At 61.7% G+C, this 12,480-nt stretch carries 13 protein-coding genes; 12 read left to right on the plus strand and 1 reads right to left on the minus strand.

Features of this window, described 5'->3' with window-relative positions:
* The first annotated feature begins 64 nt into the window (after positions 1-64).
* The 10 genes from IVB01_RS09185 to IVB01_RS09230 all read left to right on the plus strand — a co-directional run bounded on the left by IVB01_RS09185 (position 65) and on the right by IVB01_RS09230 (position 9,198).
* Positions 65-787 carry a biotin/lipoate--protein ligase family protein gene (locus tag IVB01_RS09185; protein WP_247278125.1) on the plus strand — a complete coding sequence of 241 codons (723 nt, stop codon included), beginning with the start codon at positions 65-67 and terminating at the stop codon, positions 785-787.
* On the plus strand, positions 784-1,323 hold the full coding sequence (locus IVB01_RS09190; RefSeq protein ID WP_247278124.1) for a DUF6505 family protein: 540 nt from the start codon (positions 784-786) through the stop codon (positions 1,321-1,323). The genes IVB01_RS09185 and IVB01_RS09190 overlap by 4 nt, the downstream gene beginning before the upstream one ends.
* Complete coding sequence (locus tag IVB01_RS09195; RefSeq protein WP_247278123.1) at positions 1,320-2,327, plus strand: DUF6352 family protein; 1,008 nt, start codon at positions 1,320-1,322, stop codon at positions 2,325-2,327. The genes IVB01_RS09190 and IVB01_RS09195 overlap by 4 nt, the downstream gene beginning before the upstream one ends.
* Entirely contained in the window at positions 2,324-2,839 is a 516-nt protein-coding gene (locus IVB01_RS09200) for a DUF3305 domain-containing protein (protein WP_247278122.1), read from the plus strand. The genes IVB01_RS09195 and IVB01_RS09200 overlap by 4 nt, the downstream gene beginning before the upstream one ends.
* A complete protein-coding gene (locus IVB01_RS09205) occupies positions 2,836-3,459 on the plus strand; it encodes a DUF3306 domain-containing protein (RefSeq protein WP_247278121.1) in 624 nt (207 codons plus the stop codon). The genes IVB01_RS09200 and IVB01_RS09205 overlap by 4 nt, the downstream gene beginning before the upstream one ends.
* Positions 3,460-3,577: 118 nt before the next feature.
* Positions 3,578-4,357 carry a molecular chaperone TorD family protein gene (locus tag IVB01_RS09210; RefSeq protein ID WP_247278120.1) on the plus strand — a complete coding sequence of 260 codons (780 nt, stop codon included), beginning with the start codon at positions 3,578-3,580 and terminating at the stop codon, positions 4,355-4,357.
* A 29-nt stretch (positions 4,358-4,386) separates the two neighbouring features.
* Positions 4,387-4,605 (plus strand): twin-arginine translocation signal domain-containing protein, encoded by a 219-nt coding sequence (locus tag IVB01_RS09215; RefSeq protein WP_247278119.1) that lies wholly within the window; start codon positions 4,387-4,389, stop codon positions 4,603-4,605.
* A gap of 2 nt (positions 4,606-4,607) precedes the next feature.
* On the plus strand, positions 4,608-7,550 hold the full coding sequence (locus IVB01_RS09220; RefSeq protein ID WP_247278118.1) for a formate dehydrogenase subunit alpha: 2,943 nt from the start codon (positions 4,608-4,610) through the stop codon (positions 7,548-7,550).
* A gap of 12 nt (positions 7,551-7,562) precedes the next feature.
* Positions 7,563-8,159 carry a formate dehydrogenase FDH3 subunit beta gene (gene fdh3B, locus IVB01_RS09225; protein ID WP_027571966.1) on the plus strand — a complete coding sequence of 199 codons (597 nt, stop codon included), beginning with the start codon at positions 7,563-7,565 and terminating at the stop codon, positions 8,157-8,159.
* Between the two features lie 31 nt (positions 8,160-8,190).
* The gene (locus IVB01_RS09230) at positions 8,191-9,198 is read left to right on the plus strand and encodes a formate dehydrogenase subunit gamma (RefSeq protein WP_247278117.1); all 1,008 of its coding nucleotides are present in this window, start codon (positions 8,191-8,193) and stop codon (positions 9,196-9,198) included.
* Between the two features lie 29 nt (positions 9,199-9,227).
* Here IVB01_RS09230 and IVB01_RS09235 read toward each other — a convergent pair whose 3' ends face one another.
* Positions 9,228-9,437 (minus strand): hypothetical protein, encoded by a 210-nt coding sequence (locus tag IVB01_RS09235; protein ID WP_247278116.1) that lies wholly within the window; start codon positions 9,435-9,437, stop codon positions 9,228-9,230.
* Positions 9,438-11,543: 2,106 nt separating this feature from the next.
* Between IVB01_RS09235 and IVB01_RS09240 the strand changes: the two genes are divergently transcribed.
* Both IVB01_RS09240 and IVB01_RS09245 read left to right on the plus strand, forming a co-directional pair.
* On the plus strand, positions 11,544-11,999 hold the full coding sequence (locus tag IVB01_RS09240; RefSeq protein WP_247278115.1) for a GMC oxidoreductase: 456 nt from the start codon (positions 11,544-11,546) through the stop codon (positions 11,997-11,999).
* Positions 12,000-12,077: 78 nt separating this feature from the next.
* A complete protein-coding gene (locus tag IVB01_RS09245; RefSeq protein ID WP_247415326.1) occupies positions 12,078-12,272 on the plus strand; it encodes a hypothetical protein in 195 nt (64 codons plus the stop codon).
* The last annotated feature ends 208 nt before the right edge of the window (positions 12,273-12,480 follow it).

A 12,480-nucleotide genomic window follows, 5' to 3' on the forward strand; every position in this document is an offset into this window, starting at 1 on the left:
CATCGGGAAGAAAAGGAAAGCGGAGGACGGCCTGCCGTCGATCCCAGTCAGCCACGTTTCCCTGGTGGAACCGATCCACCTGCCGCCGCCGTTCACATTGGTGCGGCTGCGCGAGAGTGGCGACGCTTTTGCCCACGCATGCCGCATTGCACCGGAGAGCGGCGCCGGAACGCTCGTCTATGTCGGCCGCTTTGATCTGGCGGAGTTCGCCGTGGTGCTGGAGCCAGCCGAGCCCTTACGTACGGCGCGGCGCGCGTTCTACGCCGGCATGGTCGCCCTCACCGATGCCTTGCGTGCCTACGCACCGCCGAGCAAGCCGATCACGATCGTTTGGCCCGACGCCGTCAGGATCGATGGGGGGCTGGTGGGCGGTGGGCGGATGGGATGGCCTCCTGAGGCTGACGAGGACGCGTCGCCACCATGGATGGTTTTCGGCGCGATGATCCGGACGGTTGCCATGAACGAGGACGAGCGGGGTGTTCACCCGCTCGCTTCGGCGCTCGAACAGGAAGGCTTTGGCGAGGCTGGTGCGGTGCAGATCACGGAGAGCTTTGCTCGGCACCTGATGCTGGCATTCGATGATTGGCAGGCGGGCGGTTTTGAGGGCGTGGCGCGAGAATATCTTTCCCGCATGCCCCGCGAACGGCAGACCGTTCTGCGCATCGACGATCGCGGCCATCTTCTCACGCGCCGGGTTGGGGCGGGCGAGATTGAACGTGGCGACCTCGTGCGGGCGCTGGCGACGCCTTCGTGGCTCGATCCGGCGCTCGGAGGGCCGCGGCTGTGAAGCTCCTGCGTACCATCGCGCTCGATCCCTCCGACACCTTCGTGTTCGATGTGGCGGCGGAGCCGGGTGAATGGGCCGTCTCCGGTGCTTTCCGCTTCTGGGATTGCGACGGTGCGAAGCTCGAGGGCAAGGCGCGCGCGGCGTTTCGCGGCGGGTTCCTCGGGGTGCAATCCTGGGGCTGGTCGACGCTGGCGCAGATCGTTCCGGCGACCGAGGACGATTACCGCAGCCTGATCGATCTCCTTGCAAGGCAACTCATCGATCGTTTCGGTGCGCCGGACATGGCCACAGCAATGACGGCCGCGGAAGAAGAGGTGGCGTTCTCGCAATCGCTGTGCAGTCATCCGATCAGCTCCCTTATTGCGGTGCACCGGACTTCAATTTACGGCGAAGTCCGCGAGTCCTTCCGCCGACTGAAGCTCCGCGTAGGGCAGGGGCACAGCAAGGCGTTCTCGTTCATGGAAGTGGAGGACGACGTCCAGCCTGACGGCGACGTCAGGCTTGCGGATCTGGGCCGGGAGCCGACCGTCAGATGAACGATTTCTGGATCGCCTGCGGCCATCATCTGCTCGATCGCGACGAGGGCGGTGGGCTGTGCGTCACCGACGAATTCCTCAAAGCCTATTTTGCCCGTCCCGAGCTGATGCCGCCCGACGATGCGTGTCCGGTCGAACGCCGGTTGCACCGCGAGCTGCTCGCCGATCCGCGTCAGGGGGTCGGCGCCGACGAAATTGCCGGAATTTCCGACGCCGACGCCCGGGAGAACTGGCGGTTCGTGCTGGCGTTTCGCGATCTCCTGTTGCGGCATCCGACGCTCGAAGCGGCCTATCTTGCATCGCTGCGATCAGGCGCGAACGACCTGCCGCCGCTGTTCGTCAATCAGCTGGTACATGTCATCCTGCGCAACGCGCTCGATGGCTGCGACGACCCCTTTGTGCTCCGCGCGGCCGAGCTATTCTTCCGGGTTCAGCGGATCCTGCCGCATGAGCAAGCCCTGCTGCTCGGCGACGAGGAGATCGTCGGCGGCCGGAGCCCGACCCCGGTGCTCTCCCTGATGTCGATGCTGGGCGCCACCAACGAGGCGATGCTCGATATATTGAGCGAAGAGAATGTCGAGGCCTATTGGCAGCGCAGCGACCAATTCGACATGGCCCTTGATCTCACGGCCGGCGGACGCGGACCAACTGCGCTGGCGCAGGCGATGATGCGCTGGGTCTCTCATCTGCTCGGCATCGAGGTCACGATCGAGCCGCTGCGCGCGCTGCAGGACGCAAAGCTCACCTGGTATGTCGGGCTCGATACCGAGGCCACCAGGCTTGGCGACCGTCTGTGGCAAGGCGAAGACGTCGACGAGCGCGACGCCGACCGGGTGCTTGCACTGTTCCGGCTGATTTTTGCGGATTCGAGCCGCGCGCACGACGACGTCCGGGACGAGCCCGTCTACCTGATCCTGTCCATGACGGCGGATCAGAAGCTCCGGATGAAGCCACAAAATCTGCTGACCGGCCTTCCCGTGAAGCGCCTGGAGATGTTCACATGAGCCCCGCGGCATCGCCACTCGCATCCATCTCCGTCGGCGTCGTCGTCGAGCGGCGCAAGGCTGCCTCGCCCTGGGTTGACTTCGTCTGGCGCGGAATTGCTGTCCTGCCGGACGAGCCGGCGACACAACCCTGGACCGTGCTTCGCGAGCAGGATGGCACAGCCCTGTTCTATGCCGGAAGCGCGACCGTGGATCTCTATCCGTCCGAGACGGCGCGCTATCGCGATAATCTCGCCTCCGGCAATCCGAGCATCTGGACTGTGCTGTCGCCCTCGGAAGGCGCCTGGCCCTATGCCGTGACTGCGGTTACCGCTGACCCCGCGGAGGGCGAGGGCTTTACCGAAGCCGCCGATAATCTGGTCGAGGCCGTGCCGATGCCGGAGGTGCTGCGCGAAGTAATTGAAAGGTTCGTGGTCGAGCACCATGTCGAGCGGGAGTTCGTCAAGCGCAAGCGGCGCCGCGCTGATCCGGAGGCGCTGGCGCGGCGCGAACATGAAGGCGGACAGGAATGACTGAGGAGGAGTTCCTTGCACGCTGGTCCCGCCGTAAGCGCGAGGCGCAAGCGGAGCCGGCGGAGCCTGCCCGGGCGCAGCCCACGCCCCCGCCTGCGGCAAAGCAGGATGAGAGCGAGTTCGATCTCTCGACCCTGCCGTCGATCGACGAGATCAACGCTGCGACCGACATCACCGCCTTCCTGCGCAAGGGTATTCCACAGGAGTTGAGCCGTGCGGCTCTTCGCCGCGCGTGGGCAACCGACCCCGCCATTCGCGACTTTGTCGGGCTTGCGGAGAACGCATGGGACTTCAACGACCCGACCGCGATGCCGGGTTTTGGCCCGCTGGATTGCTCGTCGGAACAGCTGGCGGCGCTCGTCGAGCGCATCGTGGGCGGCGTGCGTGAGGCGGTGCAGTCTCTCCCCGAGGCGTCGATTGAAACAGCGGATTCTTCGGCGGAATTGCATCAAGCCGATGCGGCGGGCGCGCCGGATATTGTGCGGACAGCAGGCGCCACGGAACGTCCGGCAATCTCTGTTGCGGTGCAACCGTCAGTGGCGGAGAGATCTGCGGATTTCGCTGAGCCCCTCAGGCACCGTATTCACGGTGGCGCACTGCCGCGCGAGCAGCACGACTAAAGGCTATAGGTTCATATGGACGGATGATTGACCATCCGTGGAACCGGGACTACGATTTCGTTAGAACACTGTTACAAAAGCAGTAATCAAGCAGACGGGACTCGGATGGGAGGTCCACGTGCGGGATGACGGGCTTGATCGCGCAATCGATGCCGCAGGCGGCATTGCTCAGCTTGCGCGCAAAATCGGCATCAGCCAGCCTTCGGTCTCGAACTGGACCCGGGTGCCAGCACAACGGGTGGTTGCAGTTGAAACGGCCACCGGTATTCCACGCAACGATTTGCGGCCCGATCTCTACAGCGAAAAAGCCGTCCCAGCGGGGCTCATCGATCCCGTCGATGCTGCGCGCGCGCAAGAATACGCGTTGCTAGCAACCTTGCTGTCCGCGCCGCCGTCGAAACGACTGCTCGAGCAGCTCTCGGCATTGAGTGGTGACGCCACGCCGCTCGGCCGCGCGCATGCGGCGCTCGCCGACGTCGCCTCAAGCGCAGTCGCGGCTAAGGTCGAGCGCGAATATTTCGATTTGTTCGTGGGGCTCGGTCGCGGCGAATTGCTGCCTTACGCCTCCTACTATCTCACCGGCTTTCTCAACGAACGGCCGCTATCGCGCCTGCGTGGGGACCTGACGACGCTCGGCGTCGAGCGTGTTGCCAACAATTCCGAACCCGAGGACCACGCCGCCATCATTTGCGAGATCATGTCCGGCCTTGCCGGCGGACACTTCGGTGCCTCGCCAGAGGCACAGCGCGCCTTCTTCGAGAAACATGTGTCGCCGTGGCTGGGGCGACTATTCGCAGACATGGAGGGCGCCGGGAACGCCCGCTTCTATCGGGCCGTCGGCGCGCTCGGTCGCACCTTTATCGAGATCGAGACGGAAGCATTCACATTCGCCAACTGACCGGCACGCGCAGGTCCAGGAGAGATGCGATGAGTGAAGACAAGAAGACCACAGTGGGACGCCGCGACTTCCTGCGCAAGGTCAGCATCGGCACGGTCGGTGTCGGTGCGACACTCGCGACACCGTTGGTCGGGTCGGCGCAGGCCGACGGTGAGACCAACGATGAGAAGCGCAAGGCGCGCTACCAGGAGTCCGACCACGTCAAGGCGTTCTACCGCGTCAATCGTTATCCGGCCAAGGGAGGCTGACCGTGCTGATCAAGCGAACACACCAGCATTCCCCGGGCCACGGCTCCGTTGTCGAGTCCCTTGCGGGCCAGGCCGGCGGTCTCGACCGCCGCAGCTTCTTGCGCAAATCCGGGCTTGCCGGCGGTGCGCTTGCCGCGCTCGGCGCCCTGCCGGTCGGCAGCGTGCGCAAAGCGGAAGCCGCAATGGCTGGTCCGCTCACCGCAGGCGCGACCATCCGCAAGAACATCTGCACGCATTGCTCCGTTGGCTGCACGGTGACGGCCGAGGTCTTGAACGGCGTATGGATCGGCCAGGAGCCGAGCTGGGATTCGCCGATCAATCGCGGCTCGCATTGTGCCAAGGGCGCCTCGGTACGTGAACTCGTACACAGCGAGCGGCGGCTGCGCTATCCGATGAAGCTGGTAAATGGTCAGTGGACCCGCGTCTCCTGGGATACCGCGATCAATGAGATCGGTGACAAACTTCAAGCTGTACGCGAGAAGTCGGGCCCCGATTCCGTCTATTGGCTCGGCTCGGCCAAGATGACCAACGAAGGCGCCTATCTGTTCCGCAAGCTCGGTGCGTTCTGGGGGACCAACAATACCGATCATCAGGCTCGCATCTGCCATTCGACTACCGTGACCGGCGTCGCCAATACCTGGGGCTACGGCGCGATGACCAACAGCTACAATGATATTCGCAACGCAAAGACACAGGTCATCTTGGGCGGCAATCCGGCCGAAGCGCATCCCGTGTCGCTGCAACATCTGCTCGAGGGCAAGGAGCTGCAAAAGGCCAACTTTATCGTCATCGATCCGCGCCTGACGCGTACGGCGGCCCACGCGACGGAATATGTGCGGATGCGCCCGGGCACCGACATTCCGGTGCTCTACGGCATGATGTGGCACATTCTCCAGAATGGCTGGGAGGACAAGGAATTCATCCAGCAGCGCGTTTACGGTTTCGACGACATCAAGAAAGAAGTTGAGAAGTGGCCTCCGGAAGAAGTCGAGCGCGTCACCGGCATTCCCGGCGAGCAGCTCAAGCGCGTCGCCAAGATGTTCGCCACCGAGAAGCCGGCAACCCTCATCTGGGCCATGGGCCAGACCCAGAAGACCGTCGGCACCGCCAACGTCCGCGCGAGTTGCATTGCCCTCCTGATGACCGGCAATGTCGGGAAAGCCGGCGCGGGCGCCAACATCTTCCGTGGCCATGACAACGTGCAGGGCGCGACCGATGTCGGGCTCGATATCGTCACGCTGCCGTTCTATTACGGGCTCGCCGAAGGCGCCTGGAAGCATTGGTCGCGGGTTTGGGAGGTCGACTATGACTTCCTGAAGTCCCGCTTCGACTCCAAGCAGATCATGGAAACCCCGGGCATTCCGCTGACCCGCTGGTTCGAGGCAGTGACATTGCCCAAGGATCAGGTCGCTCAGAAAGACAATGTGAAGGCGGTGTTCGTGCAGGGACACGCCTCCAACAGCATCACCCGCATTCCTGAGTCCCTGAATGGTCTGAAGGCTCTCGAGCTGCTCGTCATTGCCGACCCGCATCCGACGACCTGGGCCTCGCTCTCCGTCGAGGCGGGCCGCAAGGATGGCGTCTACATTCTGCCGGTCGCTACGCAATTCGAATGCAAGGGGTCGCGCGTCGCCTCCAACCGCTCGCTGCAATGGGGCGAGCAGATCGTGAAGCCGATCTTTGAATCGAAGGATGATCTCGAGGTCATCTATCTGATGGCGAAGAAGCTCGGCTTCGCTGACCAGATGTTCAAGAAGATCAAGGTCGAAAACAATCTTCCTGAAGCCGAGGATGTGCTGCGCGAGATGAACCGCGGCAGCTGGTCGACTGGCTATTGCGGGCAATCGCCCGAGCGCCTCAAGGCGCACATGAAGAACCAGGCCAAGTTCGATATGCTGAGCATGCGGGCACCGAAGGACGATCCCGAGGTCGGCGGCGATTATTATGGCCTGCCCTGGCCGTGCTGGGGATCGCCTGAGGTCAAGCATCCCGGCACGCCGCTGCTCTACAACACCAATTTGAATGTGATGGACGGCGGTGGCACGTTCCGGCCACGGTTCGGCGTCGAGCGCGAGGAGAAGCTGCCGGACGGCACGACGCGGAAGGTGAGCTTGCTCGCGGACGGCTCGTACTCGTTGGGGTCGGGAATTCAGGACGGCTATCCGGAGTTCACGCTGGCGAGCTTGAAGAAGCTCGGCTGGGACTCCGAGCTCACCGAAGCGGAAATGGCCGTGATCAACAAGATCAATCCGGCCAATCCGGACACGGTGTCGTGGGCGCTCGACCTGTCGGGAGGCATCCAGCGCGTGGCGCTGGCGCATGGCTGCGTTCCCTATGGCAACGGCAAGGCGCGCATGAATGCCTTCGGCTTGCCCGATCCTATCCCTGTTCACCGCGAGCCGATCTACACGCCGCGCGTCGACCTCGTCGCTAAATATCCGACGCTGCCCGATGCCAAGCAGTTCCGAATGCCGAATATCGGTTTTTCCGTGCAGAAGGCAGCGGTGGAGAAGGGAATTGCAAAACAGTTCCCGCTCATCCTGTCGTCCGGCCGTCTGGTCGAATATGAGGGCGGCGGCGAGGAGACGCGCACGAACCCGTGGCTTGCCGAATTGCAGCAAGACATGTTCATTGAGATCAACCCTGCCGATGCCGCCGAGCGCGGTGTCAAGGACGGTGGCTGGGTGTGGGTCACGGGTGCAGAGAACAATTCCCGGGCGAAGATGAAGGCGCTCGTTACCGAGCGCGTCGGCAAGGGCGTCGCCTGGATGCCATTCCACTTCGGCGGCTGGCTCGCGGGCAAGGATCTTCGCGGCAATTACCCGAAGGGCACCGACCCGATCGTGCTCGGCGAAAGCGCCAACACGATCACTACCTACGGATACGACCCCGCGACGGGCATGCAGGAGCCCAAGGTCACTCTCTGCCAAATCGCGGCGGTTTAGGGAGTAACGACGATGGCACGTATGAAATTTCTCTGTGACGCTGATCGCTGCATCGAGTGCAACGCCTGCGTCACCGCCTGCAAGAACGAGCACGAGGTGCCCTGGGGCATCAACCGGCGCCGCGTCGTCACTATCAACGACGGCAAGCCGGGCGAGCGGTCGATCTCGATGGCCTGCATGCACTGCACGGATGCGCCCTGTGCGGCCGTGTGCCCGGTGAATTGCTTCTACACCACGGCCGATGCTGTGGTGCTGCATTCCAAGGACCTGTGCATCGGTTGCGGCTACTGCTTCTACGCCTGCCCGTTCGGTGCTCCGCAATATCCGAAGGTCGGGAATTTCGGCTCTCGCGGCAAGATGGATAAGTGCACCTATTGCGCCGGCGGTCCGGAGGCCGACGGCAGCAAAGAGGAATACGAGAAATACGGCGCGAACCGGTTGGCCGAGGGCAAGCTGCCGCTGTGTGCCGAAATGTGTTCGACCAAGTCGCTGCTTGCGGGTGACGGCGAGATCATTGCCCAGATTTACAAGGAGCGCGTGATGAAGCGCGGTTACGGCTCGGGTGCCTGGGGGTGGAAGACGGCCTATCGCGAGACGATCGAATCCTGACGAAGGTCGCGCGAGCATTGAGGAGGAGCTCATGGTGTCGTTTGCAAAATTCGTTCGGGCGGCTGTCTGGGCTTGTGCTTTACTCCTTCTCATCGTGGCAGCTCCGGCACCGGTAGGCGCTCAGCAGGTCAATCCGACCGCAAGCGCGGTCAAGGAGCGGCAGCTCTTGCAGGAGCTGAACCGGATCCAGGGTCGCGTCAGCATTCCTGATCAAAGGTCCGGCGTTCTCGAGCAGCCACAGGGGCGGGAATGGCGCGAGTTCCACAATGTCACGCTGCGCTGGATCGGCGGAGTCGCGATCATCGGCATGCTGGCGGTGCTCGTGATCTTCTATCTCACGCGCGGCATGGTGCGCCTCGAAAGCGGACGATCCGGCCGCACCATCGTGCGCTTCAACACGTATGAGCGTTTCGTGCATTGGATGACCGCCACCTGCTTCATCATTTTGGCGATCTCCGGACTGAACATCACCTTCGGGCGACCGCTGCTATTGCCGCTGATCGGCTTCGAGGCCTTCTCCGAATGGTCCCTTTGGGCAAAGTACGCCCACAACTATCTGAGCTTCCCGTTCACCATTGGGGTCGTTCTGATTCTTCTGATGTGGATCGGTGGCAATATTCCGAACAAGGTGGACGTCGAGTGGATGAAGCGAGGCGGCGGCATCGTCGGGCACGATCATCCGCCGGCCTACCGCTTCAACGCCGGCCAGAAGGCGATCTACTGGATCGTCGTGATCGGCGGCGGTTTTGTCGCCGCGAGCGGCTATGTCCTCATGTTCCCGTTCTACACGACGGGGATCGAAGGCATGCAGCTGGCCCAGATCGTCCACTCCATCGTCGCTGTGCTGTTCGTCGCGGCGATGATCGCGCACATCTATATTGGTACGATCGGAATGGAAGGTGCGTTCGAGGCCATGGGCTCGGGCGAAGTCGACGTCAATTGGGCCCGCGAGCACCATAGCCTCTGGCTCGACGAGCAGATGGCGCGAACGGGTCCGAACGACGGACAGCCTCAACCTGCGACCGCGGCGGCCGAGTAAGACGAACAGCCTGAAAGTGGCCGGGCGTTCTACTGAACCGGCTCTCTCGCAAACAGGACAGAGCGGTCCTGCATCTGCAACTCCGGCAGCTTGCTCGCCTGACCGGTCTGCAGTTCCTTGATGGATGGCATGCTGCTCTGGCCGGCATGGAACAGGACGTGCGATTTGAGCACGCTGCTGGCGGCACCGGCGAGAAGCAAGGCTGCGATGAGCGAGGGCATGAGGCGTTTCATGCGCATCTCCGTCTGCCATTCCACCCGGCACGACCGATAAACGTAAATTGCCTGGCGGGATGTGAGCCACGTCACAGCCGGCCTTCAAATTACATCGGCCCCAGCGAGGCGGGAGTATGAAGCGAAGCAACTAAGCCGTTTCGCGCGAGCACGCCCTGCAAGCTCTATGGAATCCCTGATGTGCGCTATCGAGTGACGGGCCATTGTCGTTCTAGTGTGCGTGACGAGTGCACTGATAATCGAAAATGCGATTTCCGCTTCCAATTCGTGCCTATATGGGTTCCAGAAGAGCCAAGCTGCGGAAGCCTCGTCAAAGCAGATTTCTCAATCGGTCCAATCGCATAAAGAGACTGATCAGAGTAAAAATATATCAACAGAATGAATGGCTTAGATCGGAAATTTTCCACGGCGCCCATGATGGATTGGAGCGAGAGTTCAAGTCTTTCAATTGGTTGGAAGGCGTCGTATGCACGGCGTGTGCACCGAGAGATCAAGAAAAATCTACTGGCAGCAAGCGTGGACTTCGCTCTCCGAAGAATTTGGCTTCCAATGGCCCGAAAGTGCCGCGACTTATCAAGGGCAGTCCCTGCCAGCATTCCGTTGTTTACGAAGAAGCGCGAAGAATGACCGAAAGGCCAGCTCGAATTTCAAGCTGGCCGTCGCACACTTGCTCATCAACCGCCGACACGCGTCACGAAAAAGTAACATGCAGAAGCGGAAATCTAAGGCGCTCGTTCTACCTTATTCCCAGCATGACGTGGCTCGGACACGCGTGATCGCCGCTCTTTTTAGCGGCGCAGGCATTGCGACAGGCGCAAAAACGTGGCGGGCAGGCGCGGTCGATCCATCCTATTGCGACAAATGTGCCCACCGGGCGTTTCACTCATCGAAATAGGCGCGCTCGGGCGAAGCGGCAGAGAATGCCAAAATCCGCAATAACTGGCTCATCCATCGCATGTTTAGCTCCAAATGCCGGAGTTTTCGGCAAGATATACCATGACACCCAATGCTACCAAGGAGGGAATTCGAGGGAGCCTGACGACAGTGCGTTGCCTGGTGCGAAGAGGCCGACCAAGCGCGCCAGCCATTAGAAATCGAAAACCTGAGCCGGCATCACGTGTCCCTCTGCCGTTCTTTCATGTGGGACCCGAATATGGCGGGAGATTCTCGGAGCGCCTTCAAGGTACCTTTGAGCGTTCAAGAGGAGGAGTTTGCCGCGGCGTGTCGAGACTTCGTTCTGGAGAGAAAACCCGATCTGCCGGCATCCATCGTCATTAGGGACAACCAGCTCACGATCGCGGACGATCCGCATGTTCGAGACGCATTCGTAGAACTCGGTCTTGCCAGATTGATACGAGTTCTACATCTCGCAATCGAGGGCAGGGCGATTGCGCTCAAAAGAGTGCCAAGGCTTCTGTTCGATCTGTCGAGTTTCAGAAGAAAGGTGCTCTGCGCGTTAGATAGAGACGGTCGAGGTCGGCCCCTCGGGAAATAGGCGCGATTTCTCCAGCGCACCGTTTCAAGTGATAGATGGATGTGCGGTAAGGGCCTGGTATCGGGCCTGCTAAGTCACGCACGCATTCCTTGCGGTGCTGTCGAAATCTAACGACGCGGCAAATGCCGGAAAAGGCGCTCAAAGCCATCAACTTTAGCAGAAAATGCTTTTTGATGTGTACGATAGTTCTGCTGCTGGACGTCGTTCGTTGGGTTGCTTCGATCGAATTTCGCATTTGGCGTTTGCGAGAGATTTCCTATCGCTCGTTTCCTCCCTCTACTCGGCCCGGCGGCGATCGCCGGGCCCTTTTCCCAGGTCTCCGCTACGTCTGATGCTTCTCGGAACGCGGCTGATCAGCGTCGTATGACCTTCTTCAAGATTTCGGTAAGCGTTCGACATTCATCTCGGGTCTCTCGCGCGACCGCGCGAGAGGCTGGACGGCTGCGTGTTTAGGTTTCGCACTACGGCCGTTCTGCTCTCCGTGGTCTACCTTGCGAACGGCTGTTTCAACGACAGGGCTGGCGGCCGCTTCGGAGCTCTCGTGCCCGCGCTGTTTTCGGTCGGGTCTCTTGTCGGTATGGCCGTGTGGGACAGCCGTCCGGCTGCTGGCAAGGCTCGTGGTGCATCCGCAGCTCAATCCCTGGGCCGGCGATTTCTTTCCCGCCTCCTATTCCCCGCTCATCAAGCGCCTGAGGAAGTATGGCACCGCGAACCGCATCGTCGCCTCGATCCTCGGGCCGATGCTCGACGTGCCCGCCGGCCTCCGGCACCTCCTGATCCGGCTGGTGCTGCTCAACGGCACCGCCTTCCAGGCGACGCTCGCGGACGACCGCGCCTTCGAAGCCTTCGTGCGGCAGAGCGTGTTCGGCGTTTGGCATCCGGTCGGAACGTGCCGCATGGGCGATCCCGCCGACCGCACGGCGGTGGTCAATCCTGAGGGGCGAGTGATTGGCAGCGCGAACATGTACGTGGCGGATGCGTCCATTATGCCGCGCCTGCCCGCGGCCAATACCAATATTCCCACGATCATGATTGCGGAGAAAATCGGCGATTTCTTGCGAAAGTCGACCTGAGAAAATCGCGACGAGCGCGGGAGAACCAGAAGCAAGCGCTACCCCACTCGACCAATGCTGGAGGGAGACCGGGGACAAATGGAACGTCTAACTGGCGAGATCGTCCTGGTCTGCCGCTGCCTGACTCAGCACCGCAAGGGGAATAGATACGGACCTGATGTTGGCTCCAGAAAGCGCGGCATGGGCCGGCTTGGGTGGGAGCTGGCGCAGCAGATCAGGGAAATCTCGCCTGGCTTTCCCGTAGTCTACATGACGAGCGCCGGCGCGCCCTGACTGGAAATTGCAGGGCGTCGACGGCAGGGCCTTTGCCCCAGTTGGCTGCCGCGGTGTCGCAGCTACTCGATACCGGGGCCTCATCGGCTTGAACCGCTCCGAGTTTCCGATCCTTCGACCCCTCGGTGGTGGCTGATCGTCGGCTCCAGTGTCTCGTCGGATGGCAAAACTTCCTCTTGTAAAACCTCGCCAGCCATCCAAATAGCTT

It is taken from the genome of Bradyrhizobium sp. 164, assembly GCF_023073715.1.
Lineage (GTDB): Bacteria > Pseudomonadota > Alphaproteobacteria > Rhizobiales > Xanthobacteraceae > Bradyrhizobium.